This is a genomic window from Mesorhizobium sp. M0478 (assembly GCF_040321305.1).
Classification (GTDB): domain Bacteria; phylum Pseudomonadota; class Alphaproteobacteria; order Rhizobiales; family Rhizobiaceae; genus Mesorhizobium.
Genome location: NZ_JAMYRH010000006.1, coordinates 92605 through 118322 on the forward strand (window position 1 = coordinate 92605; position 25718 = coordinate 118322).

Genomic DNA, 25718 nt, shown 5'->3' on the forward strand with positions numbered 1-25718 from the left:
TCAGGCCGCTTTGCCGTCGCCGAATTTTTCGATCGACCGCGCCAGTTCGGGATGGCTCAAGGCGAACTCCGCCAGCGGAATGCCGTCGACCGCCGCCTGCCAGGCTTGCTGCACGGCACGCACCCCGGCGCCCGGTCCATCCGGATGGCTGACGATGCCGCCGCCGCACAGATAGAGCAGATCGACCGTCCGGCCGGTCCGTTCATAGGTCTCGGGCGCCTGCCCGCCCCATTGGCCGGAGCCCGCCACAGGCAAGGCGCAATCCTCAGGCGCAAAAATCGGCGTCGTCACCGCCTTGAAGGACTCGACGAAAGACGCGTCCGGCTCCCAGTATTTCGATTGGATGCCGTTGATCTGGAACTGGTCGACGCCGAGCAGCCGCCAGAACTGTTGCCAGACCTTGAAGTCCATGCCGAGGCCGGGATGGCGGGTAAGAATGTCCCAGCCGTTGCGATGGGCATGCAGCACCAGGCTGGAGCGTTTTCTAAGAAACGCCATGCCACCGAAGCCTATCGAATTGATGTTGACCACCGCGCAATTGCCGCCCGCCTTGGCCACCAGATCGTGGTTGCGCATCATCTCGTCCGGGTCGGCATGCGAGATGCCGAAGGCATACATCACCTTCTTGCCGGTCCTCTGCTCGTGGTCGAGGATCAGCGGCATGATTGCCTTCACCCGCTCCGCCAGCGGCGAATAGGCCGGGCTCATCAGCTTCTCGTCGTCCTTGATGAAATCGACGCCGGCGGCGATCAGCTCCCCCACCATTGCGGCGGTCTCGTGTGGCCGAAGCCCCAGCGCCGGCTTGACGATGGTGCCGATAATCGGTCGGTCCGCAACACCTGTCAGCCTGCGGCTGCCGGCGACGCCGAACTGCGGACCCGGATGGGCGCCACTGAATTCCCCCGGCAATTTCATGTCGACGACGCGAATGCCGGACAGGCCCTTGATCGAATAGGCGCCGCCGATGGCAATCGTCATCAGCGCCGACAGGTCGGTCCCGATGGCATCGAATGGAAAGGCGATGTCGACATCCGCGCGCTTGAACGGCCCGTCACCGGCCTCGGGAAGCGATGGCCTGTCAGCCTCAGGCAAATGCCGAATGGTCAGGACACGCGCGGCCACCCGGGCTTTCAGTTCCTCGGTCTCACCGGGCAGCGCGACGAAGGTTCCAGTCGACTGGTCGCTGGCGATCTTGGTCGCCAGCGCCTCGATGCTACCTGACGTTTCGATGCGGTAGGTGAGCGTGATCATGGTTCGTTGTCTGAGGCCGCGGAGGTTCGAAATTAGTTCCTTGATCGTCAGAATCTGGTATAATGAGTACATAAGCTTTGCAAGCAATATCCTGTCTTGCGGCTATGGCCGATCGGGGCGACAGCCATTCCGGGAACAGCTGCGGCAGTGCTAGATAGACACAGGTCAAGGGAGTGATTCGCGACGATGAACCGTTCGGAGCCGATCGTCCGGCGCAAACTTTCCGACGAAGTTTTTTTGCGGCTGAAGCGCCTGATCACCAGCGGAGAATTGACGCCGGGCGACGACATGCCGTCGGAGCGCGAGTTGATGGAGCGCTTCGAGGTCGGCCGTCCCGCGATCCGCGAGGCGATGCAGGCGCTGAGCAATATGGGCCTCGTCGCGATCTCGCATGGGGAACGCGCCAAGGTGCTGCAGCTGACCGCCAAGTCGATCATCAAGCAGGTCGACGGCGCAGCCAAGATCATCCTGTCGTCGTCGAAGGACACGCTGGAGCACCTGAAAACGGCGCGCATCTTCTTCGAGCGCGGCATGGTCAGGGAAGCCGCCGAAAATGCCACTGCCGAGGACGTTGAGCAGCTGCGGGCCACAATTGCCGAACAGCGTGGCTTTCGCGGCGATTCCGAGGCTTTCATTTCAGCCGACATGAAGTTTCACACCCAGATCGCGGCCATTTCAGGCAACCCGATCTATATCGCCGTCAGCGAGGCGATGCTCGGTTGGCTGAAGGAATATCACACCGAAATGCTGATCTGGACCGGCAAGGAACAGTTCACGCTGACCGAGCATGAAGAGATCATCGGCCGCATCGAGAAGAAGGATGCCGACGGCGCCGAGAAGGCGATGATCAAGCACCTCGAGCGCTCGCGCGCGCTTTATGTGATGAACTCCGGCAACTGATTCAGCCGATCCGCGTGATCGCGTAAGGGGTCATCACCAGTTGGCCTCGGCCAAACGCTGAGATGTCGACCGTCACGTCGTTCGCCGTCAGGTTCGCCAGCCACGCCACGGTCTTGCCCGAAGCGGAGCGGCCGGCCAGCGCCAGCACCTTCGTCTGATCGCTCGTCCTTGCCGCCACATGCGCAAGGCCGGCCAGTTCGCAAAGCCCCTTGATGGCACCGAAGATCGGCCGAGGCGATCCTTCCGCGACGGGTTCGCCGGATGCTGCGAGCACGCCGAAGGGCCCGGCGAAGCCGGACAGCGTGAGCAGTTCCAGCCCAGCCGGCGCCACGCGCGCGGCATAGCCGATCGCCCATGCGGCTGCGAACAGGCCGGCATGGCGAGGGTCGCGATCGGCCATGGCGATGCGCTGTCCCCCGGGATTGCCCTTGGTCGCGCCGCCATAGGGGTTCTGGCGCATGGCGATCGTCGATGGACCGATGCGGTAAGGCTTTTCCCCGAAGATCGCCCGCGCCGACGCGGTGATGAAGGGCAGCGCCTCCAGCGACTGCATGACGCTGAGATCGTCGGCGGCGTGCACGATCGGGCACGTGCAGTGGGTGACGAAATCGAGTTGGCCCGCCGGCACGCGCTTGCGGTTGAGCTCGGTGAAATAGCTGAACATGCCGCCGCCGAGCCGGATATCGGGAAAGGCGCGACGGGCCGCGGCATAGACGTCTTCGAGCGGCGGACAGTCCGGCCACGCGCTGCCCGGCGGTGTCGACTGCCGGTCAACCGAAGGCGAGACGGCAATGGCCGAAAGCTTCAACCCGGCTTGACGCACCATGTCGGCAACGCCTGACAGCTCGGCATCGAGGTCGCCCGCGCAGGCAACGACGCATTCCAGCGTCGTCTGCACCGGATAGGCGGCGGTGAGCCTTGCATAAGACTGCAATGCTTCGAGACCGTGGCCGCGCGTCGGATCGTAGTGGAAGACAAGTTGCTGCGGGCCGAGCTCGGTCAATGTCGAAAGATTTGCGAGCGCTGCTTCGACCTCATCCGGGTAGATGATCACGCCGAGATCCGGCAGCCTCTGCCCGGTCTCGCCGAGTTCGACGCTGACCGGTTCGGCGGCAGATGCTGCGGCCGGCATTCCCCCCTCGCCGGTGATGCGCAGGCTGACCGTCTGGCTTACAGTTTGGCCGGCCGGCAGCACATAGGGCCAAGGCAGCGCCAGTGGCCGCACATAGGTCTTGTAGGACGCGTCCGACCAGTTGCGCTGGTCCTCCATCTCGAAAGTGTCGCCCTCCATCCGGCATTCGGCAGTGATGCCCGGCCGGACCTCATGGGTGATCGCGCGCAAATCCTTGAAAGGCTGCCAGGGATCGATCAACAGCGGCAGTTTCGTCGCCACCACGCTGCCGTCGGTATGCTCGACCGTGACCGGGCTGCCGGCGAGGCCGGCGATCGGATGCAGGATGCAGAAGCCGCAGCGATTGGTCTCGAAATCGCTTTCAGGGACCGCGCTGACGTCGAACACTAGGTGACCGTTGGCGGAGCCCTTGATCGTAGCGCGAAAGTCGAGCCGGCTTCCGCCCGGTGCTAAGCAAGTTGCGGAGTAGCTGACGGAGAAGCTGTCGGCGTCCTGATCGACGGCAAGGTCCGTCAGCGCCGGTTCATAGGTGCCCCAGTCGCGGTCGCGCACGATGTAGGCGATGGCGCGCAGCACTTCGATGCCGCCGTAACGCATGGTGCGCAGGCTGCCGTTGACAAAGTCGGCGCTGAGCAAGCCCGCACTCAGCCTAACCGGCTCGGCCTCGACCACGCGTGTGCCGTATAGGAGGAAGGCGTCGGCTGTCATGTCAGCAAGCCATCCAGGTGGACAAGTTCGTGGCTCGCGGCGCCCAGATAGGCCGCCTCGACCAGCGCGAATGTCTTGAGATTGTCGGCGCCCGAGGTCGCCGGCTCGGTTCCCTTTGCCAGGCAGTCGACCCAGTGCTGCTGGATGGCGACGACGCTCTCCTGGATGTTGTGCCATGGGCGCGATGCCCAGGCGAGTACGGGCGGCGAAACGTCGGTGATCTTCGTGCCGCTCCTGCCGGTGACGGTGAGCCGATATCCCTGCGGCAAGCGGATCGTGCCGTCGCTGCCGTCGATCTCAATCAGCGTTTCGGGAAATGGTTCGGTGGCGAGCTTCGTCGCGTAGCTACAGTCGACCACTGACGTCGCCCCGCTCTTGTGGTCCATCAGCATCGTCGCGACATCTTCGCCCGCGATGCCGGGGTTGATGCGCGCGGTTCGCGTCGTGATCGTCGACACGTCGCCCAGTAGAAAACGGGCGATGTCGAGACTGTGGATACCGAGATCCTCGATGATGAAGCGCTTTCCCTTGGCGAGATAGGGCTGGCCGGAAAACACGTCATAGGCGGAGCGGAAGGAGATGCGCCCGAAGAACGGCGTGCCGATCTCGCCGCTGTCGAGCACGGCGCGCACCGCCTGGATCGCCGACTGCCAGCGAAAATTCTCATGCACCATCAGCTTCACGCCGGCATCGGCGCATGCCTTCACCATCGCCTTGGCGTCGGCAAGCGTCGGCGCGAACGGCTTTTGGCAAATCGCCGGCACACGGTGCAGCGCCGCCATCTCGACCAGCGGACGATGGCTGGGCGCGGTGGTGGCGATATCGACGAAGTCGAGCTTCTCGCTTGCAAACATCTCCGCCGCGTCGATGTAGCGCTGTCCGATGCCGAACTGGTCGCCGATGATGCGCAGCCGCTCGGGGTCGCGGTCGCAGATGGCGACGATCGCGGCGCCCTCTATGTCGCGCCAGGCATGCATCTGGTTGACGGCAAAGAAGCCGCAGCCGATGAGCCCTCCCCGCAACTCCGCCATGTTCAGCCTGCCTTTGCCATCTGCATCAGCGTCACCCGGCTCTGCAGCCGGCGCTGCGCCTGGTCGACGACGACGGCGACGATGATGACGAGGCCCTTGATCACCATCTGCCAGAACGAACTCACGCCCATCATCACCAACCCGTCCGAAAGAATGCCGATGACGAAGGCGCCGACAATGGTGCCGCCGATCGTGCCTCGCCCACCCGACATCGAGGTGCCGCCGAGCACTGCCGCCGCGATGGCGTTGAGCTCGAAACTTTCGCCCGTTGCCGGGTGCGAGGCCATCAGTTCCGACGAGATGATCAGGCCGACGATCGCCGCGCAAAAGCCGGAGAACATGTAGACGAACATTTTCACCATGTTGACACGAACGCCCGAAATTCGCGACGCCCGTTCATTGCCGCCGACGGCGAAGATGTGGCGGCCGAGCGGCGTGTATTTGGCGAGATATGCCGCAGCCAGCGCAACGACGATCAGGATCCAGATCGCCACCGGCAGGCCGAGCAGCCGCCCGGCGCCGAGGAAACCAAACCCGGTGGTGCCAAGCTCCGGCTTGCCGACCAGGTTGGGGAAGGTGCGGCCGTCCGACGACAGCAACGCCAGGCCGCGCGCGACATAGAGCACGCCGAGTGTGGCGATGAACGGCGCGACGTTCAGCCTGGTGATCAGCAATCCGTTGACGGCGCCGATCAGGATGCCAACCGCCAGCGTGATCAGCGCGATCTCGACGACGTTGAAATAGACGGTGTAGCCGAATTGCAGGTCGATGCCGTTGAGCACGAGGTAGCCGGCAACCATTCCGCACAGGCCGACGATCGAGCCGACCGACAGGTCGATGCCGCCGGTGATGATGACGAAGGTCATGCCCATGGCGAGGAAGGCGTTCAGCGCCACATGTTTCGACATCAGGACCAGGTTGGCGGTCGACAGGAAATTCGGCGCCGCGATCGAGAAGAAGACCAAGACGGCGATCAGCGCGATGAAGGTCCTCGCCTTCATCAGCGTCAGCAGCAGCGAGCCGCTCGAGACGGAGGGGGCAGCCGCCTTGGCCGGGATGTCAGTCATGGGTTCTCCGTGTGCGGGGCCGGTCCGTGGCCAAGTGCCGAGGCGGCGACAAGGGCTGCCTCCGTCGCCTCGGCGCGATCGAACATGCCGGTCAGTTTTCCGTTGCTCATCACCGCGATGCGATCGGACAGCGCCATCACCTCATCGAGATCGGAGGTGGCGAACAGAATGCCGAGCCCGTCTCGCGACAGTTTGCGCATGGTGCGAAAGACGTCGGCCTTGGCGCCGACATCGATGCCGCGGCTCGGCTCGTCCATCAGCAGCACCTTCGGCCCGGTGAGCAGCGCCTTGCCGATTACCACCTTTTGCTGGTTGCCGCCCGACAGCGATGAGACCTCCTGCGCCGGGTCGGCGACCTTGATCGCCAGTTCCCGCACCATCTGCGTCACCGCCTGCTTCTCTTGGCCGCCGCGAATGTGAAACAGGCGGACAAAACGCGACAGGCTGGCCAGTGTCAGATTGCTGGCGACGGAGAGGATCGACACCAGCCCTTCGCGTTGGCGGTCTTCGGGGATCAGCGCCAGCCCGCGCCGGATACGCCGCGTCGTGTCGCGCTCCTTGACCTTTTTGCCGGCGATGAAGATCGCGCCGGTAGCCTGGCCATGGCGGCCCATGATGCAGTCGAACAGCTCGCTCCGCCCGGCGCCCATCAGGCCGTATATGCCGAGGATCTCGCCGGCGCGCAGCGACAGCGAGACGTGATCGACCGCCAGCCCGCCGGTGGCGCGCGGCAGGCAGATGTCCTCGGCGCGGAATATTTCTTCGCCGGGAACATGGCCGTCGGCCTTGGCGAAATCCTTGGCGTCGGAGCCGATCATCTGCCGCACGATCCACCGCGTGTCGACGTTTTTCATCTCTTCCTGGCCGGTGATGTGTCCATCGCGCAGCACCGTGATGTAGTCGCCGATGCGGATCAGCTCTTCCAGCCGGTGCGAGATGTAGACGATCGCCACGCCGCGCGCCTTGAGGTCGGCGATCACCTTGAACAGGATCTCGACTTCCGCCGCACTCAGCGCCGAGGTCGGCTCGTCCATGATCAGGATGCGTGCATCGAGCGAAACCGCCTTGGCGATCTCGACCAGCTGCTGCTGGCCGATGCGCAGATCCTCGACCAGCATGTCGGGCCTTATCCCGGCCTGCAGGCGTTCGAGAAATTGCGCCGCGCGACGCTCCTGCTCCTTGCGGTCGATCTTGCGGAACCGGTTGGTGATCTCGCGCGTGGCGAAGATGTTCTCGGCGACGGTCATATTGCCAAACAGGTTCAGCTCCTGGAACACCATGCCGATGCCGCGGTTCACCGCGTCGCCCGATGACGAGAAGGAGACCTCCTCCCCTTCCAGGAGGATCCGGCCGAGCGTCGGCTGTTCGACGCCGGCGATGATCTTCATCAGCGTCGATTTGCCGGCGCCGTTTTCGCCGACCAGCACATTGACCGCGCCCTTGCGCACCTCGAAATTCGCGCGCTTGACCGCGACGGTGCCTGAATAGACCTTCGAGACGTCTTCCAGCTTCAGGATGACATCGTGAGCGGCGGCGGCACTCATGGCTTCGGCCCGATCTCTGCCTCCGCCGGCGTCACCAGCGGCAGGTCCTGGCCATTTTCGAGCGTATGGGCGCCGAGAACCTTGGCGGTCCGGCCTTCCAAGGCGTCACGCGGCAGTTTGGCAAGCACGGCCTTGACGGCATAGGCGTTGAACGCCTTGCCGAACTGGGCGAAGTCGATCTGGTTGGTAAAATCGTTGAACTGGATGAAATCGAGGCTGTCGCGCAGCGCGGTTCCGCGCATCGCCGGCCCGATCTGGACCCGCGCATCGGCCTTGCCGTCGCCGTCGACATCGATATCCATGGTCGCGGCCCGCGACTGCGTGTTGGCTGCGATGATCTTGCCCTCGACCCGAACCGCGAAGGTCCATGGCGAATTCGCCTGCTTGTTCGGATTGCCATATTTGGTGCCGGCGGAAGCAGGATCAGTTTTTGCCAGAGCGTGGACCTCGGCAAAAGGCCCGGCCTTCTGCTGGAGGTAAGGCACGACCTTCGCGGCCCAGATCTCCTCGACCATCTTGTCCGGATTGAAGGCGGCAGCGCTGCCGCTATCCCCCGAGGGAGTCGGCAAAATCTTGCAGGCGGTCAGGCTGATGCCGACTGCAACGACAAGCATCGGCCAGATCGGCTTGTTGTTCAGCATGATGGCCTGTTGAGCATGGTGATTGGCACCCACGGAAAATGGCGGCGAGGGACGACCTTGATCGCCCCTCGCTATTCATGTCACGCCGGCTCAGTTGGTAAGCGCAAAAGTTTCCAGCTTGGAAGCATTGTCGCCATTGACCAACACGCAGTCCATCAGCTGCTTTTCCTTCTCGGGCGACTTCTTGTTCTTGATGAAGTCGTTGGCCTGCTCGACCGCCATCTGCGCCTGCGCATAGGCCGGCTGCAGCACGGTTGCCTTGATGCCGCCCGCGGTGATCGAATCGCGCACGTCGTTGGATCCGTCGAAACCGACGACGATGACGTCCTTGCGGTTCGCCGCAACCAGCGCCGCATACGCGCCCATGGCCATCGTGTCGTTGCCGGAGATGACGCCCTTGATATCCGGGTTGGCCTGCAGGATCGATTCCATCTTGGAATAGGCTTCCGTCTGGCTCCAGTTGGCCGATTGCTGGGCGACCATCTTCAGGTCCGGATAATCGTCGATGACGTCATGATAGCCCTTCGAGCGAATGCCGGCATTGGTATCGGATTCCTTGCCGACCAGCTCGACGAAATTGCCCTTCTCGCCCATCAGCTTGACGAATTCCTGCGCACCGAGCTGGGCGCCCTGGTAGTTGTTGGAGACGATCTGCGCCACGGCGACGCCGGTGGCATTGATCTCGCGATCGATCAGAAACGACGGCACGCCCGCGTCCTTGGCCTTCTGCACGGCAGCGACAGTGGCGTCGGCGCCGGCATTGTCGAGGATGATCGCCTTGGCGCCACGGCCGATCGCGGTGTCGATCAATTCGGACTGCTTGTTGGCATCGTCATCATGGACGAGCACAAGCGCTTCGTAGCCGAGTTCCTTGGCCTTGGCTTCGGCGCCGACGGCTTCCGCCTTGAAGAACGGGTTGTCGTGCGACGGCGTGATGATGGCAATGAGGTCGGCCGCATAGGCGGGCGCCGCCGTGCCAAGCGCCAGCATGCCGGCAAAAGCCGCAAGTGTCATTCTGCGTGTGAGTTTCATGATGTCCTCCCGTTTGAAAAATTGCCTTGATCAATCAAGGCCTCTGCACTCGAATTCGTCGCGCAACGCGGGCCGCCGATCGGTTCAGGCTGAATGCCGGTGCCGGCTTCCCAAACGATCGCTGCTCCCCCGCCGTCCCTCCGCTCGCCCAGGCTTCGTACTTCTCGCGAATCCTTGCCCAAGCCATCAACAGCTAAGCCAACTGGTATGATGAGTCAATCACTAATTGAGGTGACATGTGCCCACTGAGCGAAAGCATCTGGGCATGGCGGGTGTGTCGAGCCATCGAGGCGCTCCGGCAAGCGCCCGACTCGCTCTGTCTCAAGTAATGCGCCGAATGCTGGCGGCGATCTCTTCGGGCTCGAACACCCGCTTCCAGTCGTCGCGCATCAGCACCGGCTTGCCGAATTCGATCGCCTTGTTGCAGGCATCCGAGAATACGCCCTTGGTCTCGCCGAAAATCACGGCGCCGAGCACGTTCATGTGGCCGAGCAGGAAATCGAGCGCCGCCTGTTGGTCGACGCCTCGCGCGACGACCTCGTCGACGGCTTCCTTCATGACGACAAGCAGTGACGCGCACACCGTCTCCGATAGACCGGGCTCCAGCAGCGCCATCTGTTCGACGGTGACACGGTGCGAGCGCATGACCGGCGCCCAGATGATTTTTGCGACCGCCTCGCCCTTGGCGTAGTCCGCTTCCGGCCCCTGCATCAGCGCGCTGACCATATGCTGCTTGGCCTTGACGCCGCCAAAATAATCCTTCTTGGCCGCCATGTCGGTCTCGTCGTTGAAGATCGGCGGATGACAGGGATGGGTGACGAAATAGGTCAGGTCCGGCCGGTTGGGCAGATGGCCGGCGAAGGGTGCGGCCGCATCGAGCACTATCACCATTGTGCCTGGCGCCAGTTTGCTCTCGATATCAGCCGCCACCTTGCCGATATGTGTGTCGGGAACGGCCAGGATGACGATATCCGCCCCGTCGAGCGCCGCATCGGCACTGACCGCGTCGAAGCCCAGTCCGGTCTTCAGCCGCTCGCGGCCGGCCTCGCTGACCTCGACATGGCGTACCGTGTAGGGCGATCCGCGAAAATTGGTCGACAGGCGGTAACCCATTTTGCCGCCGGCACCGAACAGCGCAATCGTCGTCATCTATCCCTACTCCGCATTAAACGACGGCCGCGCCGATCGTCATGTTATTAACTGGTATAATCACCTTACCACGAATTGAGGAGTTGAACAGGGCTTTGATGAGCGGCTATACGGGCGCCCGTTTGGATTCCGTCCGCACGATTTCCGCGGTGGCGGCCGAGAATTCAACCAAGCCAGAGCGCCGTTGCCTTTCCAGACGTTCGATGCCCGCGTTAGAAGCCTCCAGGTCCATTTTTGCGGGGGCTCGGTCGCGAGGTGACGGTGGGGGGCCACCAGCAAGGCGAAGCGCGTCCGCGCGGTCCGGTCGCGTTTTCGGGCCGTGAGTTCTCGCGGCGATTTGGCGAAGGGGCTATAGAGAATTCGCGCTTCGCCGGGGTTCCGGCGAGCCAAATCACTTCTAGTCGATCATGCCGACAACTATTTACCGGTAGCTTCCCGGGTCCTTGGCTTTCTCCGCCCGACAGCTGTCAGTGCGTTGCGCCGCCGTGCGGTAAGCGCCTTCATAAAACCTGATGGCTCTCTTGAATTCGGGGGGATTGGGTATCAGGTGTTTATCTTGCACATCGTACAAGATGTATATCGCCGTTATTTTGGATTTTCCGTCTGGAGTCAGCTGCAGCGCCGGGCATCGCGTCGTAACGGCGATGACGTTAGCTGACCATGTTACGACCAATTTCAACTGGGCGTCGGACAGCCCGGCCAGATAGTTGATGTTTTTTTGATAGGCAGGGTCGATGTGTTGTCGATTATCTTTTGCAGACGCAGCGGAAGACAGGACACCTACCACGCCGAGTATAATCAATATGCATTTCAAAAGCTGCCTCCCCCAATGTTACGGCCATCTCGACCACGGCATTGTCCGTCCCCACAAAGCAGGTTGAAACAAGTCAATTTGAAAAGCAATTGGGGTTCGCGACCTTATACGGATCACCGCACCTTCAGAACCCGGTTGCTCGCGGACGCCCTTCTTCAACCAAGTGAAACCGGTAGCGGTCGCGCACGAACTCGTTGAAAAATTGCCCTTTCGAGAAGGCGGCCCGGAACGCCGCATAGGTCTCAGGCTCGACCTCTTCATAGTCGTAGCGGGCTCCGCTTGGAACGAACCAGACCGAGAGGATTTTCGTCGACGGGTCGTAATGGGTGTTGCGGATGGCAGTGGACGGCATGTCGAAAATCCTGCTTCGTCCCAAAATCTTGCTTCGCCCCAGATCCTGCTTCGAAAATGCGTAATGCCGCAACGATGCGGAGGTTCCGTCAGGGAGGCGCATCACAACGCCGAAAATCTTGCCCAGGCGGCGAGGCTTCCTATCTCTCCGTCAGATGGCACAGACGAAATCCAGCACAACAGCGTATGCCAGCCAGGGCGATCTCTTCGGCGCGGCCGACACGCTGCCGGAAGGATTTTCCTACCGGCCGGGCCTGATCACAACGGACGAAGAGGCGGAACTGGTCCGTCACCTCAATGAACTGTCCTTCAAGCCGTTCGATTTCCATGGCCATATTGCCAACCGGCAGGTCGCCGGCTTCGGCTGGCGCTATGACTACGACCGGCGCCAGGTCGTCGAAGCGCCGCCCATCCCGAAATTCCTGCTGCCGCTTCGCGACAAGGTCGCGGATTTTGCCGGCAGGCAGGCCACGGAATTCGCCCAAGTGCTCATCAACGAGTATCCGCCGGGCGCGGGCATAGGTTGGCATCGCGACAAGCCGCATTTCGATCTCGTCGCCGGCGTCTCGCTGCTGGCGCCCTGCAGCTTTCGGCTGCGCCGCAAAAACGGCTCCAAATGGGATCACGAGACGATCGAGGTCGAACCGAGGTCCCTCTATCTCATGGACGGTCCGGCGCGCCACGAGTGGGAGCACAGCATTCCGCCGGTCGCCGGTCACCGCTACTCCATCACGCTGCGCACTCTTAAATAGGCGATACTCCAAGCCACGCAGCAGCCGCTCTGGAAGGCCGAGCGCTGTTGTGCTTCGATTGCACATGAGCGTTGACCGCAGCAGAATTTTAGTTACCCGCGTAGCGCCCTTTCTGTGGGCATGCCTGTCCTGCCTGCTGGCTCTGCAGTGGCTCGTCGACCTTGGCATGGTCGGCTTTCCCGACGGATACATAACGCCCTATGCAAGAGCAACGAGCACGCTGTTGCATGTCCTTGTCTGGGCGTGCCTGGCTCAAAGTCTCTACTTCGCTTGCCGAGCCTTGTTTGGCAAACGCTTCGAGCCTGCTCCTCTCTTCCTGCAAATCCTGATCGCCGCCGCACTGACTGTCGTGCCGGCATTCATCGTAAAACACTGTCCGCGGTCTCAGGTATGCAGCAACATCTATGAAGCGCTCACGAATACGATGATGGACGACGGCACCGGCGGATGACGTTGTGTCTCCAGTAACTGACGAGAGTTAGAACTTTGGCGTCGCGCCGCGCGGTGGCGGTAAAACCTGGAGGAACCATGCGAAAGATCCTGGCATCGATGCTGCTGTTCGCGGCAGCGCTATCTGCAAACCCCGCTCGGGCGCTGGACAGTACCATCCCGCCGGTTGTCGTCACACCGCTTGCCGATCGCAGCCAGACGGCGTCCGGCCAGCCGATCGTGCTGCCGCAGAAAAATGTCCAGGTCCTGGTTTCAACCTATGACATTGCGGTCGGTGCCACTCTGCCGGTGCACAAGCACCCGTTTGCCCGCTACGCCTATGTCGAGGCCGGGACACTCAAAGTGACGAATGTCGAGACCGGCAACAGCAACACCTACAAGACGGGCGATTTCATCATCGAGATGATCGGCCAGTGGCACCAGGCCACCAACATCGGCGACGGCCCGGTCAAGCTGCTGGTCATCGACCAGGTCGAACAAGGCGCCAAGAACACGGTGCTGCGCCAGTAATTGCGGATCGGCCGGGTTGCCGGGCTGGCCCAAGCAGCGACTGGCTGTTCCGGCTTCCCCACCAACCGAGCCGATGCTAGGGCTGGCCGTCATGCAATCATAAAGGATCGCCCCTTGGTCGGAAATGCTCGCCCCCTGATCGAAATCTGCGTCGAAGGCATCGATGGACTGCTGGCTGCGCAGGCCGCCGGCGCCGACCGGGTCGAGCTCTGCGCCAGCCTGGTCGAAGGCGGCATCACGCCCAGCCTCGGCACGGTGCGCGCCGCACTCGAGAGCGCGACAATTCCCTTCCATGTCATCGTGCGGCCGCGCGGCGGCGATTTCCTCTACAGCGAGGCCGAATACAGCTCGATGCTCGCCGATGTCGCAGCGCTTCGTGACCTCGGCGTCGCCGGCGTCGTTGTCGGTTGCCTCGATGCCGACGGCACCATCGATGAAACCCGCATGGGCGCGCTGGTCCATGCCGCCGGTCCGCTCGCCGTCACCTGCCACCGCGCCTTCGACATGACCCGCGACCCGGCCGAGGCGCTGGAAGCGCTGATCCGCTGCAAGGTCGGCCGCGTGCTGACCAGCGGCCAGAGGGACACCGCGGTGGAAGGCGCCGGCCTGTTGGCGGATCTCGTCCGCCAGGCCGACGGCCGCATCATCATCCTCGGCTGCGGCGCGCTGGACCCCGAAAACATCGCCGGGGTGCTGGCATCAACCGGGCTGACGGAAATGCACTTCGCCGCGCTCAAGGATGTACCGAGCGCCATGGCCTACCGCAACCCGCAAGTCGGCATGGGCGGCGGCGATCTCGACCGCGAATACCGCACCACAGTCACCGATGGGGCGCTGGTTGCCGCGACGATTGCGGCGGCCAGAGCATGATGAGCGAAGCCGTGACTGGGCCGTCGCCGATCAGCCGTGTCTCGCCTCAGGACGAAGCGGCCATCCTCGCACTCAACAATGAGCACGCCGCCGAACTGTCATGGCTCGAGCCCGAACGGCTGTCCTTCCTGCTTGGCGAAGCGTTTTACGTCAGGCGCATCGGCACGCTCGAAGCCTTCATCATGACCTTCGACCAGAATGCGGCCTACGACAGCCCGAATTTCCTCTGGTTCCGCGAGCGCTATCCACGCTTCGTCTATGTCGACCGCGTCGTCGTCGCGGCGCAAGCGCGCGGCCGCGGCCATGCCCGCCGGCTCTACGAGGATCTGTTCGGGGAAGTCGCCCGCGCGGGCCACAGCATCGTCACCTGCGAGGTGAATGCCGAACCTCCCAATCCGGCTTCGGACGCCTTCCATGCCGCGCTTGGCTTCGCCGAGGTCGGCGACGCGGTGATCCATGGCGGCAAGAAGGCGGTGCGCTACTACCTCAAGGAGATCGCCGGCTGATGGGTCGCTGGCTGATGATCGGCAAGCAGATCGTCGCGGCAGCATAAGATTAGGAGTCCGTAGCCCTCACCAATTCCGGTTCAGCCAGGCCCGCGCGGGCTTCTCGACCAGATAGTAGCTGCATAGTGCACAGGCGAAGACAGCCGCCAGCATCGGGATCGGCGCACTGCCCTGCTCGGCGACGAATTTGTAGAAGGGCTGTTGCCAGAGATAGAGCGAGTACGACCATAGCCCGATCATCACCATCGGCCTGGATGAAAGCAGGCCGGTAAGATGCCAGTTGCTGGTGTCCAGCGTATTCACGGCAAGCGCCAGCAACGGCACCGCCAGTAGGTAATGGATCGGCGTCGGCACCGGATCGAGGAACAGCAATATAGCCGCCGCCGCCGACACGAGGCTGACATAGGGGCTCTTCAGGAATGCCGGCAGCCGATCATCGTGCTTGAGCAGGCAGATCGATGCCGACAGCAGGATCGAGGCGATATGCACATCGGTGCGCCAATAGCTGTGCTCGTAATCCATGCCGAGTACCCAGTACGAAATGGCGCCATTGGCCATCGCCAGCAGCGACAGCGTCACCAGCAGCCGAACGACATTACCCCGCCCGGTCACCACCACGCTGATCAGCGCCAGGATGATGTAGGCATGCTCTTCCACGCATAGCGACCAGATGTGGTCGAGCGCGCCGGCGCGGGTGATGAGAATTCCGGCATAGTTGTAGGTGAATGTCAGCGCCGTCAGCGCCGCCTTCCATTTGAAGGCGATAAAGCTGCCGGAGAGCCCGATCATCGCTGATATCACGAACACCAAAAGCGCGGGATAGATGCGCGAAAAGCGGCGCTTGAAGAATTTTTTCAGCGGAAAGCGTTCGATGAACAGGATTTCGCCCATCAGCCGGCCTGAGAGCACGAAGAAGAACTCGACGCCGAGCACGCCTAGATTGATCCCGGGAACGGGGAAGAAATGGCCGATCAGCACCAGTGCGATCGAAAGCCCGCGCCAGCCATCGAGATAGGCCAGTCTTGCTCTGGCTGCTTTGTCGGCTGTGGCCCGCGGCAGGGCAACAGACGCTGCGGAGATGTCGGCCATGCCGATCCTCTACGACGCAAGATCTTGGCGCAGCTCACACCGCCGCGCGCAGAATCCACCCCGTGTTCCGCCGAGCTATACATATTGCAGTGCAATATCAGATTGTGCAAGTGCGAGAATGGGGCTGGGCAGTCCCTTGGGAAGTATGCGCCTGTTCTTGCACGGGAATTACCTGAAACAACGGATTTGCGCGTGGCAGCGAACCCGCAAGGACTGGGCAGTTACAGCCCGCCGCAGACGAACAAAGGGGCCGCGATGGCCCCTTTCCTTGTCAGTAGCTTTATGATGTCAGGCGTTGGCTGCCGCCACCGCGCGCTTGGCCATCACGGCGACCAAATTGGCGCGGTATTCGGCCGAAGCGTGGAGGTCGGTCATCAAATTCTTAGCCGGCACTTTCACGCCGTCGAGCGCCGATGCGGCAAAATTCTTCGCCAGTGCGGCTTCGATCTCCTTCGAGCGGAACACACCGTCATCGCCGGCACCGGTGACGGCAACGCTGACCCCGTCCTTGCCCTTGGCCACGAACACGCCGACGATCGCATAGCGCGAGGCCGGGTTGCGGAATTTTTCGTAAGCAGCCTTGGCCGGCGCGGTAAAACTCACCGCGGTGATGATCTCGCCTTCTTTCAGCGCCGTTTCGAACAGGCCGGTGAAGAATTTCGCGGCTGAAATCTCGCGCTTGTTGGTGACGATGGTGGCGCCCAGCGCCAAGAGCGCCGCCGGATAATCGGCGGCTGGGTCGTTGTTGGCGACCGAGCCGCCGATCGTGCCCTTGTGGCGCACCGCCGGATCGCCAATCAGCGACGCAAGGTGCGCAAGCGCCGGACAGGCCTTCCGCAGCTTCTCGTCATTGGCGACGTCGTAATGGGTTGTGGCGGCGCCGATGGTGACGGTCTTGCCCGACACCTTGACGCCTTGCAGCTCCCTGATCCGCGACAGGTCGATCAGGTCGGACGGTGCGGCGAGCCGCGTCTTCATCGCCGGGATCAGCGTCATGCCGCCTGACAAAAGCCTGGCGTCGCCGCTCTTCACCAGCTTGGCGGCGTCGGCGACCGAGGCGGCGCGGTGGTAGTTGACTGCGTACATGGGATCCTCCCCTGAAGTGGTTAGGCAGTAGTAAGTAGGGAGTAGGGAATAGGGACGCTGTCATCTCCGGTAATGCCCATTCCCTACTCACTACTCCCTACTCACTCATTTCTTCGCCCTAATCGCCGCCCACACCGTCGACGGCGAGGCCGGCATGGCGATGTCCACAATCCCCAAAGCGTCGGTGATGGCGTTGATGACCGCCGGCGGCGAGCCGATGGCGCCGGCCTCGCCACAGCCCTTGATGCCGAGCGGATTGCTCGGACACGGCGTGTTCGACGTCGAGACCTTGAATGACGGCAGGTCGTCCGCGCGCGGCATGGTGTAGTCCATGTAGCTCGCAGTCAGCAGCTGCCCGCTATCGTCATAGTGCGCGCCTTCCAGCAGCGCCTGGCCGATACCCTGGGCGATGCCGCCATGCACCTGACCCTCGACGATCATCGGGTTGATGATGTTGCCGAAATCGTCCGCCGCGACGAACTGGACGATCTCGGTCGTGCCGGTTTCCGGATCGATCTCGACCTCGCAGATGTAGCAGCCCGCCGGGAAAGTGAAGTTCGCCGGATCGTAGAAGGCGGTTTCCTTCAGTCCCGGCTCCATGCCTGCCGGCAGATTGTGAGCGGTGTAGGCGGCAAGAGCCACCTGGAACCAGGGCAGGCTCTTGTCGGTGCCGGCGACCTTGACCTCGCCATTCTCGATGACGATGTCGCCCTCGTCGGCTTCGAGCAGATGGGCGGCGATTTTCTTGGCCTTGGCCTCGACCTTGTCGAGCGCCTTGGCGATTGCCGACATGCCGACCGCGCCCGAGCGCGAGCCGTAGGTGCCCATACCCATCTGCACCTTGTCGGTATCTCCATGGACGATCGAGACCGAGTCCAGTGGCACGCCAAAACGCTGGTTGACGAGTTGCGCGAAGGTCGTCTCATGGCCCTGGCCATGGCTGTGCGAGCCGGTCAGCACCTCGATCGTGCCGACGGCATTGACCCGCACCTCGGCCGATTCCCACAGACCGACGCCGGCGCCGAGCGAGCCGACCGCCGCCGACGGCGCGATGCCGCAGGCCTCGATGTAACAGCTCATGCCGATGCCGCGCAGCCTGCCTTGGCTGGCGGCCGCCGCTTTGCGCTTGGCAAAGCCGGCATAGTCGGACGCCTGTGTCGCCGCATCGAGCGAAGCGCCATAATCGCCGGCGTCATAATTCATGATGACCGGCGTCTGGTGCGGAAACTCGGTTATGAAATTGATGCGCCGCAACTCCGCCGGAGAGACCCCAAGTTCACGCGCGGCCGTCTCCATTGTCCGTTCGAGCAGATACGTGGCTTCCGGCCGCCCTGCCCCGCGATAGGCGTCGACGGGTGCCGTGTTGGTGTAGACGGTGCGCACATTGGCGTGGATCGTCGGGATGTTGTACTGGCCCGACAGCAGCGTCGCGTAGAGATAGGTCGGCACGCAAGACGAGAACAGCGACATGTAGGCGCCGAGATTGGCGATCGTGTCGACCTTGAAACCGGTGATCTTGTTGTTCCTGTCGAACGCCATTTCGACCGTCGAGACATGGTCGCGGCCATGCGCGTCGGTGAGAAAGCTTTCGGTGCGGTCGGCAACCCATTTGACCGGCACGCCGGTCTTCTTCGACGCCCACAGGCAGACGATCTCTTCGGGATAGATGTAGATCTTCGAGCCGAAGCCGCCGCCGACATCGGGCGCAATGACGCGCAGCTTGTTTTCCGGCGCGACATTGTAGAAGGCGCTCATAACTAGCCGCGCGACATGCGGGTTCTGCGACGTCGTCCAGCAGGTAAAATGGTCCTCGGCCTTGTCGTAATGGCCAAGGGCCGCGCGCGGCTCCATGGCGTTGGGAACCAGCCGGTTGTTGACGATCTTCATGCGGGTGACATGGGCCGCCGCCTGGATCGCCGCGTCGGTCGCCTTGGCATCGCCAATCTCCCAGTCGAAGATAAGATTGTCCTCGGCTTCGGCATGGACCTGCGGCGCACCTTTTTGCAGCGCCTTGGTGGCATCGACCACCGCCTTCAATTCCTTGTAGGTGATCTCGACCGCTTCGGCCGCGTCGCGGGCCTGGCCCTTGGTTTCCGCCACCACGATGACGACCGCGTCGCCGACATAGCGCACCTTGTCGACGGCCAGCGGCGACCACGCGCCCATCTTCATCGGCGAGCCGTCCTTGGAATGGATCATCCAGCCGCAGATCAGGTTGCCGATGCCGTCGGCCTTGAGCTCCTTGCCGGTCAAGACGCCGATGACGCCGGGCATCGCCTGCGCTCGTCTGACGTCGATCTTCTTGATCTGAGCATGCGCGTGCGGGCTGCGCACGAAAGCGGCATGCTTCATGCCGGGAACCACCATGTCGTCGACATAGCGGCCGGCGCCGGTGATGAACCGTTTGTCTTCCTTGCGCACGACCCGAGCGCCGATGCCTTCAATGCCCATAGGAATTCCTCCGGAATAGCGAATAGTGAGTAGCGAATAGTGAACAGTGAGTAGGGAATTGTGCTCGGAGCGGTTCGGCTAAACCGACTACTCGCTATTCACTATTCACTACTCGCTTCTTTCTTACGCTGCCTGTTTCGCCCTGCCCTTCGGCACCTTCGCCATCGTCTGCGATGCGGCGAGGATCGCCTTGACGATGTTGTGGTAGCCGGTGCAGCGGCAGATGTTGCCTTCGAGCTCGGCGCGCACCGTCGCCTCGTCAAGGCCTTCGGGATGGCGCGCGATCATGTCGGTCGCCGTCATGATCATGCCCGGCGTGCAGAAGCCGCATTGCAGCCCATGATGTTCCTTGAACGCGGCCTGCATCGGATGCAGGTCGCCGCCATTGGCAAGCCCTTCGATCGTCACCACGGTCGACCCGGAGGCCTGCACAGCCAGCATCGAACAGGACTTCACTGCCCTGCCGTCGACATGCACGACGCAGGCGCCGCATTGAGAGGTGTCACAACCGACATGCGTTCCGGTGAGACCAAGATTTTCGCGCAGGAAATGAACCAGAAGCGTTCGGTCCTCGGCAGCGCCGCTGATCCGTTTTCCGTTCACGACAAACGAAACGTCCGACATGCATCCTCCCTGGGTATGACCTTGGTAGTCATGCTGCCGATGCGGCTTTGGCGCTCGGCCATGCCCTATTGGTACACTGCACAAAGCGCAAAAAACACACGGCGCTCATTGTACTTTCGGTCATGGACAAAACGAAAATCATGGGCCTGTCCGCCCCATTGCCAAAGAGCGAATAGGGGGCAACAATGCCCTCGACGCCAGCGCGCCGAGAGACATAAAACGGGCGCGCGCAGGAAGCGTCGGAGGATATCGGGAGGAAGCCTCTGGCCAGTTCACGGACGAGCTATGCATCCGGTCTGTCGGCGCTCACCACCGACGAGCCCGACGCCGATGCATTCGCCCGAGCGGTCGCCGCCGAGGCCGCAGCCATCGATGCCGGCTTTGCCCTGCTGTTCTTTTCCCAGAGCCTGCTTGATGCGAGCGTCCTTTCGCAAGCGCTGAAGACCCAAGCGCCGACGCTGGCCTACGCCGCCTGCTCGACCGCCGGCGAGATCACCCCGCAAGGCCTGGAGGAAGGTCATGTGCTCGCCATGCTCTTTCCCTCCGCGTCGTTTTCGGCGGTCAGCACCATGGTCGACAATCTCTCCTCGTCGGGCATGGACAGGATCACTGATGAAGTCGAGGCCTTGCGGCGGTTGCTGCGCGGACGCACCGGCAGTTGCCATGCCAAAAGCACCTTCGCGCTCTGCTTCATCGACGGCCTGTCCTTTGCAGAGGAAGCGGTGACCTCGGCCATCCATTGGGGGCTGGACGACATCCCGCTGATCGGCGGTTCGGCGGGCGACGATTTGAAATTCGAAACCACCAGGCTGATTTCGAACGGCAAGGTAGCGTCCGACAGCGCCATCATTGTGCTGATCGCCACCGAGATTCCGTTCCATGTCTTCAAGACCGACAATTTCATCCCCACCGACGAGAAGCTGGTGGTGACGGCATCCGATCCGGACCACCGCACCGTGCGCGAATTCAACGCCACCAATGCGGCTGAGGAGTATGCAGCCTCCGTCGGCATCGTTGCGCAGAACCTGACGCCGATGAGCTTCGCTTCGCACCCGGTGGTGGTGAAAGTGGGTGGCGAATTTTACTGCCGCTCGATCCAGAAGATGCATCCCGACGGCTCGCTGTCATTCTTCTGCGCCATAGACGACGGCGTCGTGCTGTCCATCGCCCAGCCCAAGGACATGGTGGAATCCACGCGCGCCGCACTGCGCGACGTCGAGCAACGGCTCGGCGGCATCGACATGATCCTCGGCTTCGATTGCGTGCTGCGCCGGCTCGATGCGCGCAACCGCCAGGTGTTCCGCGACATTTCGGAGCTCTACCGGGTCAACAATGTCATCGGCTTCGGCACCTATGGCGAACAGTACCGCTCGATGCATCTGAACCAAACCTTCACCGGCATCGCCTTCGGCGAACGCCAGGCGGCGGAATAGCCCATGCCGCTCAGGGACATCGACGACGTCGACAGGCTGAAGAAGATCAACGCCGCTCTGGTCAGCCGCGTCGAGCGCTCGATGGACCAGCAAGGCAATGCCTTCTCGCTGTTCCAGACCGCGATTTCACTTGAAAACCGCGTGCGTATGCGCACCGAGGAACTGCACTCGACCTTGCGCCGGCTGGAACAGTCGAACATCGACCTCAGCGCCGCCAAGGAAAACGCCGAGCTGGCAAACCTGTCCAAGACCAGGTTCCTGGCCGCCGCCAGCCATGACGTGCTGCAGCCGCTGAACGCCGCCCACCTCTCCGTCTCGGCGCTGGCCGAAGTGCAGACCAGCGACGAGGGCAAGAAGCTGGTCCGCCAGGTCGAGCGCTCGCTGGAGACCATGGAAGACCTGTTGCGCACGCTGCTCGACATTTCCAAGCTCGATGCCGGCGTGGTCCAGCCCGACATCGGCGATGTCAATCTGGAGACGCTGTTTTCCTCGCTGCGGTCGGATTTCCTGCCCGTGGCCGAGATGAAGGGGCTGGCGCTGAAGTTCCGCCCGGTCAGCGCCGTGGTGCGTTCGGACCGCACGCTTTTGCGCCGCATCCTGCAGAACATCCTGTCCAATGCGCTGCGCTATACCCGCTCGGGCGGCGTGCTGGTCGGCACCAGGCATCGCGGCGACACCATCCGCATCGATGTCGCCGACACCGGCTGCGGCATTCCCGACGACCAGCGCGAGGCGGTGTTCGAGGAATTCCATCGCGGCTCCGCCATTCCGGCCGATACCGGAATTTCCGGCGGCGGGCTGGGGCTGGGCCTTGCCATCGTGCGGCGCATGGCCGCCGCGCTCGGCCACCCCGTGACGTTTTCGTCGAAAGTCGGGCGCGGCACCATCTTCCACATCGATGTGCCGGTCGGCATCGGCGCCAGCGCCGACGCCATCGCCAGCCTTGCCGAGATGGAGCGGCCGCGCGGCTACGGCCTGTTCGGCACCAAGGTGCTGCTGGTCGAAAACGACGCCGATGTGTTGCAGGCGATGACCTTCCTGCTCGAGCGCTGGCAGTGCCTGGTGCGTGCCGCGACCTCGACCGAGGATGCGCTCAGCCTGCTCGGCGACACCGACTGGGTGCCCGACATCGTCATTGCCGACCAGCATCTCGACGACGGCGACCTCGGCACCGCAACAATAGCCGAAGTGCGCGATTATCTCGGCCGCGCCGTGCCGGCGCTGATCGTCACCGCCGACGGATCGGAGGCCGTCGCCAAAGCAGCCCGCGCCGCCGGCATCGAGCTGATGCGCAAGCCGCTGAAACCAGCGCAACTAAGGGCGTTGCTGGCGCATTTGCTGGCTTAGACTTCCGATAAGGCCGTGTTTCAAATTCCTATTTGAGATTTATTGCGGAATATTGGGCACGCGTGGTCCATTTGGCAATGTTGCCGACTTGGCGCCCGTAGTGCATTGTAAGCGTGCTTGACGAGCAGAGGGGCTGGGTTATGCGTATACTTTTCTTGGCGGTATATTTTGGTTGACCGCATTCGCATCAGCGGAGGAAACGATAACGCTGAAAGACGGCAGGACGGTTGTCTTACAGGACAATGGTCGGTACGTATTCAAGGATGGCGTCGATGGAGCAGGATCACAGTATCAAAAGATTACCATTGACGATCTTAAACTCGACATAAAACAATTAGATGGAAAGCCTGTTGAACTAAACGTTAAAGTGACGTCGACCATTAATATGGTGATGCTATCCGATCCAACTATCCAGTTTGACACAAATATGATTATAGCTGACACAGACTCACTATCGCGAAAGAACCGTCAGTTTCTCATAAAGAAGTGCACAATGGGATGCGTCGTGACTGTGAGAGGCGTTGTTGGACTCGTCATGTACCAACCAGGAATAAAGATAGACGATATTCTACACTGACTCGGAAAATCAGATCTCTGTTGGATGCCCTTGCAGCTGCTGCATGCGTAGTCGTGCAAGATTACGAATTACGGTGGCAGTGCGCTTTTTTGGCCACCCTCAAAACCCGGCCTGATCGCGAAACAGCTCCGCATTGTCCAGCTTCGATACCTCGATCACCGCTTGCGTGCGGCTGTAGACGTTGAGCTTGCGCAGGATCTCCGAGACATGCGCCTTGACCGTGGTCTCGCCGACCTGCAGCTCGTAGGCGATCTGCTTGTTCAGCAGGCCCTGGCGCAGCATCTGCAGCACGCGCAGCTGCTGCGGCGTCAGTTTGGCCAGCCGCTGCACCATATCGGCGCGGTCGGCGCTGTCGGCGTCGGGTGGCTGTCCCTCATAGGTCTCCGGCACATAGATCGCGCCCTCCATCACTGAGCGGATGGCGGCGGCAAGATCGCTCTTGCGCGCCGATTTCGGGATGAAGCCGGCAGCGCCATAGGACAACGCCTCGGAGATGATCTTCGGCTCCTCATAGCCCGAGACGACGACCACCGGCAGCCGCGGATGGCGGGTCCTGAGTTGCAGCAGTCCATCGAAGCCATGGACATCAGGCATGTTGAGATCGAGCAGCGCCAGATCGAACGGTTTTATCCCACCCAGAAGATCGAGCGCCTCGGCGATCGAGCGCGCCTCCACCGTGTCGACCTCCGGGTACGCCATCTGCACGGCGCTGTGCAGCGCCTCGCGAAACAGCGGGTGGTCGTCGATGATCAGAAACCGGGCGCGATCGTTGATTGCGGTCATGGTGTTCGTTTCAGTTCTCCGTGGGCACGATACTCCCGCTGGTATGGCCAGCTTATTGGCAAATAGTCTATCGCCATCTTAACCCCCGGAGGCGAAGCCGACTTTATCCGACAATCAAGGCGCAGCCGATGCTTTTGCTGGCGCTGACGCCTTGCCCGGCCGTCCAAATCGGTCGAATGTGCCGGCAACAACCCAGGCAGAGACCCCGCATGACAGACTTCGTCCTTCCCTTGCCCGCAACACCATCGGTCGCCATACAAGGCTCTGCCGAGCGCTTTGCGGTGCGCCGCATCTTCTGCGTCGGCCGCAACTATGCCGCTCACGCGCGCGAACTCGGCAATGACGAGCGCGACCCGCCCTTCTTCTTCACCAAGCCGGCCGATGCGGTGGTCGATAGCGGCACCACGGTCCCCTACCCGCCTTTGACCCAAAACCTGCACCATGAGATCGAGCTGGTGGCGGCGATCGGCAAGGCCGGCTTCCGCATCCCCCGCGCTGAAGCCCTCGAGCATGTCTGGGGCTACGGCGTCGGCATCGACCTCACCCGCCGCGACCTGCAGGACGAGGCCAAGAAAGCGGCGCGGCCCTGGGACTGGTCGAAGGCCTTCGACCGATCGGCGCCCTGCGGCCCGTTGGTATCAGCCGCCAAATCCGGCCACCCGCAAAAGGGCCGCATCTGGCTCGCCGTCGACGGCACGGTGAAACAGGAGGGCGACCTCGCCGAACTGATCTGGCCGATCGCCGATATCGTTTCGATCTGCAGCGGTGCGGTTGTACTACAACCGGGCGACCTGATCTTCACCGGCACGCCGGCCGGCGTCGGCGCGGTGGCGCCGGGTCAGACGATGACCGGCGGTGTCGACGGCATCGGCACCATCGAGATCACTGTCGGCCAAGATTCGATCGGCCAAAATTCCACCGACAAGCCGTGATCCAATGAGCGACCTCGTCCTCCACAACTACTACCGCTCCTCCACCTCCTACCGCGTGCGCATCGCGCTCGAGATGAAGGGGCTGGGCTACGACTACGCGCCGCATCATCTGCGGCATGGCGACCATCTGGAGCCGGCCTATCGCGCGGTCAATCCGCAGGGGCTGGTGCCGGCGCTGATCCTGGGCGACGGCACGCTTTTGACGCAGTCGCTGGCAATCATCGAATATCTCGACGAGACCCACCCCGAACCGTCGCTGCTGCCGAAGGACGCGCTCGGCCGGGCGCGCGTGCGAATGCTAGCGCAGATGATCGCCTGCGACATCCACCCGGTGAACAATCTGCGCGTGCTGACCTCGCTGCGCACTTTGTTCGGCGCCGGCGACCAGGATGTCATCCACTGGTTCCGCCACTGGGTGAACGAAGGGTTCCAGCCGCTTGAAAAGATTCTGGCTTCGTCTGCCGAGACCGGCACCTTCTGCCAGGGCGACGCACCGGGACTGGCCGACATCTGCCTGGTCGCCCAGATCGCCAGCAACGCCCGCTTCGGAGTCGACCTGACACCCTACCCCGAGATCTCCCGCATCCACGCCGCCTGCATGGCGCTGCCGGCCTTTCAGAAGGCGGCGCCCGAGAATCAGATAGATGCCGAATAGGCTCACAATGCCGGAGCAGAGCACGGAGAGTTG

Annotated in this window: 25 protein-coding genes; 10 read left to right on the forward strand and 15 right to left on the reverse strand. The window is 62.4% G+C overall.

Going from position 1 to position 25718, the window contains the following annotated elements; translation table 11 throughout:
* Positions 1-1251 (reverse strand): 3-oxo-isoapionate-4-phosphate decarboxylase OiaX, encoded by a 1251-nt coding sequence (oiaX, locus tag NKI64_RS16370; RefSeq protein WP_352668755.1) that lies wholly within the window; start codon positions 1249-1251, stop codon positions 1-3.
* Positions 1252-1437: 186 nt separating this feature from the next.
* On the opposite strand from oiaX, the gene NKI64_RS16375 reads away from it, so the two are divergent.
* A complete protein-coding gene (locus NKI64_RS16375) occupies positions 1438-2151 on the forward strand; it encodes a transcriptional regulator NanR (protein WP_023672607.1) in 714 nt (237 codons plus the stop codon).
* A 1-nt stretch (position 2152) separates the two neighbouring features.
* On the opposite strand, the gene apnL is transcribed toward NKI64_RS16375, so the two are convergent.
* From apnL to NKI64_RS16420, 9 genes are all read right to left on the reverse strand, one after another.
* On the reverse strand, positions 2153-3991 hold the full coding sequence (apnL, locus tag NKI64_RS16380; RefSeq protein ID WP_352668757.1) for a D-apionate lactonase: 1839 nt from the start codon (positions 3989-3991) through the stop codon (positions 2153-2155).
* Positions 3988-5022 carry a Gfo/Idh/MocA family protein gene (locus tag NKI64_RS16385; protein WP_352668758.1) on the reverse strand — a complete coding sequence of 345 codons (1035 nt, stop codon included), beginning with the start codon at positions 5020-5022 and terminating at the stop codon, positions 3988-3990. Before NKI64_RS16385 ends, apnL begins: the two co-directional genes overlap by 4 nt.
* 2 nt (positions 5023-5024) lie before the next feature.
* Entirely contained in the window at positions 5025-6089 is a 1065-nt protein-coding gene (locus NKI64_RS16390) for an ABC transporter permease (protein WP_352668760.1), read from the reverse strand.
* Positions 6086-7633: a sugar ABC transporter ATP-binding protein gene (locus NKI64_RS16395; protein ID WP_352668763.1), complete on the reverse strand. Its 1548-nt coding sequence runs from the start codon at positions 7631-7633 to the stop codon at positions 6086-6088. The genes NKI64_RS16390 and NKI64_RS16395 overlap by 4 nt, the downstream gene beginning before the upstream one ends.
* Positions 7630-8274 carry a DUF2291 family protein gene (locus tag NKI64_RS16400; RefSeq protein ID WP_352668764.1) on the reverse strand — a complete coding sequence of 215 codons (645 nt, stop codon included), beginning with the start codon at positions 8272-8274 and terminating at the stop codon, positions 7630-7632. The genes NKI64_RS16395 and NKI64_RS16400 overlap by 4 nt, the downstream gene beginning before the upstream one ends.
* Before the next feature lie 90 nt (positions 8275-8364).
* Entirely contained in the window at positions 8365-9306 is a 942-nt protein-coding gene (locus tag NKI64_RS16405) for a D-ribose ABC transporter substrate-binding protein (protein WP_023730740.1), read from the reverse strand.
* A gap of 321 nt (positions 9307-9627) precedes the next feature.
* Positions 9628-10455: a phosphogluconate dehydrogenase C-terminal domain-containing protein gene (locus tag NKI64_RS16410; protein ID WP_023688186.1), complete on the reverse strand. Its 828-nt coding sequence runs from the start codon at positions 10453-10455 to the stop codon at positions 9628-9630.
* Positions 10456-10876: 421 nt separating this feature from the next.
* On the reverse strand, positions 10877-11257 hold the full coding sequence (locus NKI64_RS16415) for a hypothetical protein (RefSeq protein ID WP_023697645.1): 381 nt from the start codon (positions 11255-11257) through the stop codon (positions 10877-10879).
* Positions 11258-11393: 136 nt separating this feature from the next.
* Positions 11394-11621: a KTSC domain-containing protein gene (locus NKI64_RS16420; protein ID WP_023691072.1), complete on the reverse strand. Its 228-nt coding sequence runs from the start codon at positions 11619-11621 to the stop codon at positions 11394-11396.
* A gap of 154 nt (positions 11622-11775) precedes the next feature.
* Here NKI64_RS16420 and NKI64_RS16425 point away from each other — a divergent pair, with 154 nt between their 5' ends.
* The 5 genes from NKI64_RS16425 (at position 11776) to NKI64_RS16445 (ending at position 14708) form a co-directional block, all read left to right on the forward strand.
* Positions 11776-12372, forward strand: coding sequence for an alpha-ketoglutarate-dependent dioxygenase AlkB (locus tag NKI64_RS16425; protein WP_023697646.1), 597 nt, complete (start codon positions 11776-11778; stop codon positions 12370-12372).
* Between the two features lie 64 nt (positions 12373-12436).
* On the forward strand, positions 12437-12823 hold the full coding sequence (locus tag NKI64_RS16430; RefSeq protein ID WP_023697647.1) for a hypothetical protein: 387 nt from the start codon (positions 12437-12439) through the stop codon (positions 12821-12823).
* 77 nt (positions 12824-12900) lie between these two features.
* Complete coding sequence (locus NKI64_RS16435) at positions 12901-13332, forward strand: cupin domain-containing protein (protein ID WP_023681708.1); 432 nt, start codon at positions 12901-12903, stop codon at positions 13330-13332.
* Positions 13333-13446: 114 nt separating this feature from the next.
* A complete protein-coding gene (locus NKI64_RS16440; RefSeq protein WP_023697648.1) occupies positions 13447-14202 on the forward strand; it encodes a copper homeostasis protein CutC in 756 nt (251 codons plus the stop codon).
* Positions 14202-14708, forward strand: a complete 507-nt coding sequence (locus NKI64_RS16445) for a GNAT family N-acetyltransferase (protein ID WP_023701701.1) — start codon at positions 14202-14204, stop codon at positions 14706-14708. The genes NKI64_RS16440 and NKI64_RS16445 overlap by 1 nt, the downstream gene beginning before the upstream one ends.
* A 66-nt stretch (positions 14709-14774) precedes the next feature.
* Here NKI64_RS16445 and NKI64_RS16450 read toward each other — a convergent pair whose 3' ends face one another.
* From NKI64_RS16450 to NKI64_RS16465, 4 genes are all read right to left on the reverse strand, one after another.
* Entirely contained in the window at positions 14775-15797 is a 1023-nt protein-coding gene (locus NKI64_RS16450) for an acyltransferase family protein (RefSeq protein WP_352668768.1), read from the reverse strand.
* Between the two features lie 288 nt (positions 15798-16085).
* A complete protein-coding gene (locus NKI64_RS16455; protein WP_023725655.1) occupies positions 16086-16883 on the reverse strand; it encodes an FAD binding domain-containing protein in 798 nt (265 codons plus the stop codon).
* Positions 16884-16988: 105 nt separating this feature from the next.
* A complete protein-coding gene (locus tag NKI64_RS16460; protein ID WP_023730732.1) occupies positions 16989-19334 on the reverse strand; it encodes a xanthine dehydrogenase family protein molybdopterin-binding subunit in 2346 nt (781 codons plus the stop codon).
* A gap of 123 nt (positions 19335-19457) precedes the next feature.
* Entirely contained in the window at positions 19458-19958 is a 501-nt protein-coding gene (locus tag NKI64_RS16465; RefSeq protein WP_023725653.1) for a (2Fe-2S)-binding protein, read from the reverse strand.
* A 296-nt stretch (positions 19959-20254) separates the two neighbouring features.
* Between NKI64_RS16465 and NKI64_RS16470 the strand changes: the two genes are divergently transcribed.
* Complete coding sequence (locus tag NKI64_RS16470) at positions 20255-21391, forward strand: FIST signal transduction protein (RefSeq protein WP_031194757.1); 1137 nt, start codon at positions 20255-20257, stop codon at positions 21389-21391.
* A 3-nt stretch (positions 21392-21394) separates the two neighbouring features.
* Positions 21395-22738, forward strand: a complete 1344-nt coding sequence (locus NKI64_RS16475) for a hybrid sensor histidine kinase/response regulator (protein WP_352668771.1) — start codon at positions 21395-21397, stop codon at positions 22736-22738.
* A gap of 676 nt (positions 22739-23414) precedes the next feature.
* Here NKI64_RS16475 and NKI64_RS16480 read toward each other — a convergent pair.
* Positions 23415-24098: a response regulator gene (locus tag NKI64_RS16480; protein ID WP_023672627.1), complete on the reverse strand. Its 684-nt coding sequence runs from the start codon at positions 24096-24098 to the stop codon at positions 23415-23417.
* Positions 24099-24307: 209 nt separating this feature from the next.
* Between NKI64_RS16480 and NKI64_RS16485 the strand changes: the two genes are divergently transcribed.
* Together NKI64_RS16485 and maiA are read left to right on the forward strand one after the other, a co-directional pair.
* Positions 24308-25030, forward strand: coding sequence for a fumarylacetoacetate hydrolase family protein (locus NKI64_RS16485; protein WP_352668775.1), 723 nt, complete (start codon positions 24308-24310; stop codon positions 25028-25030).
* Positions 25031-25034: 4 nt separating this feature from the next.
* Positions 25035-25685, forward strand: coding sequence for a maleylacetoacetate isomerase (gene maiA, locus NKI64_RS16490; protein WP_352668777.1), 651 nt, complete (start codon positions 25035-25037; stop codon positions 25683-25685).
* Positions 25686-25718: the final 33 nt, after the last annotated feature.

Bases quoted from the DNA above. Each gene is read 5' to 3' on its own strand.
- NKI64_RS16405 (WP_023730740.1), bottom strand. From the start codon at position 9,306: ATGAAACTCACACGCAGAATGACACTTGCGGCTTTTGCCGGCATGCTG.
- NKI64_RS16430 (WP_023697647.1), top strand. From the start codon at position 12,437: ATGAGCGTTGACCGCAGCAGAATTTTAGTTACCCGCGTAGCGCCCTTT.
- oiaX (WP_352668755.1), bottom strand. From the start codon at position 1,251: ATGATCACGCTCACCTACCGCATCGAAACGTCAGGTAGCATCGAGGCG.
- NKI64_RS16450 (WP_352668768.1), bottom strand. From the start codon at position 15,797: ATGGCCGACATCTCCGCAGCGTCTGTTGCCCTGCCGCGGGCCACAGCC.
- NKI64_RS16435 (WP_023681708.1), top strand. From the start codon at position 12,901: ATGCGAAAGATCCTGGCATCGATGCTGCTGTTCGCGGCAGCGCTATCT.
- NKI64_RS16455 (WP_023725655.1), bottom strand. From the start codon at position 16,883: ATGTACGCAGTCAACTACCACCGCGCCGCCTCGGTCGCCGACGCCGCC.
- NKI64_RS16480 (WP_023672627.1), bottom strand. From the start codon at position 24,098: ATGACCGCAATCAACGATCGCGCCCGGTTTCTGATCATCGACGACCAC.
- NKI64_RS16420 (WP_023691072.1), bottom strand. From the start codon at position 11,621: ATGCCGTCCACTGCCATCCGCAACACCCATTACGACCCGTCGACGAAA.
- apnL (WP_352668757.1), bottom strand. From the start codon at position 3,991: ATGACAGCCGACGCCTTCCTCCTATACGGCACACGCGTGGTCGAGGCC.
- NKI64_RS16445 (WP_023701701.1), top strand. From the start codon at position 14,202: ATGAGCGAAGCCGTGACTGGGCCGTCGCCGATCAGCCGTGTCTCGCCT.
- NKI64_RS16460 (WP_023730732.1), bottom strand. From the start codon at position 19,334: ATGGGCATTGAAGGCATCGGCGCTCGGGTCGTGCGCAAGGAAGACAAA.
- NKI64_RS16425 (WP_023697646.1), top strand. From the start codon at position 11,776: ATGGCACAGACGAAATCCAGCACAACAGCGTATGCCAGCCAGGGCGAT.
- NKI64_RS16385 (WP_352668758.1), bottom strand. From the start codon at position 5,022: ATGGCGGAGTTGCGGGGAGGGCTCATCGGCTGCGGCTTCTTTGCCGTC.
- NKI64_RS16475 (WP_352668771.1), top strand. From the start codon at position 21,395: ATGCCGCTCAGGGACATCGACGACGTCGACAGGCTGAAGAAGATCAAC.
- maiA (WP_352668777.1), top strand. From the start codon at position 25,035: ATGAGCGACCTCGTCCTCCACAACTACTACCGCTCCTCCACCTCCTAC.
- NKI64_RS16390 (WP_352668760.1), bottom strand. From the start codon at position 6,089: ATGACTGACATCCCGGCCAAGGCGGCTGCCCCCTCCGTCTCGAGCGGC.
- NKI64_RS16395 (WP_352668763.1), bottom strand. From the start codon at position 7,633: ATGAGTGCCGCCGCCGCTCACGATGTCATCCTGAAGCTGGAAGACGTC.
- NKI64_RS16375 (WP_023672607.1), top strand. From the start codon at position 1,438: ATGAACCGTTCGGAGCCGATCGTCCGGCGCAAACTTTCCGACGAAGTT.
- NKI64_RS16485 (WP_352668775.1), top strand. From the start codon at position 24,308: ATGACAGACTTCGTCCTTCCCTTGCCCGCAACACCATCGGTCGCCATA.
- NKI64_RS16400 (WP_352668764.1), bottom strand. From the start codon at position 8,274: ATGCTGAACAACAAGCCGATCTGGCCGATGCTTGTCGTTGCAGTCGGC.
- NKI64_RS16410 (WP_023688186.1), bottom strand. From the start codon at position 10,455: ATGACGACGATTGCGCTGTTCGGTGCCGGCGGCAAAATGGGTTACCGC.
- NKI64_RS16465 (WP_023725653.1), bottom strand. From the start codon at position 19,958: ATGTCGGACGTTTCGTTTGTCGTGAACGGAAAACGGATCAGCGGCGCT.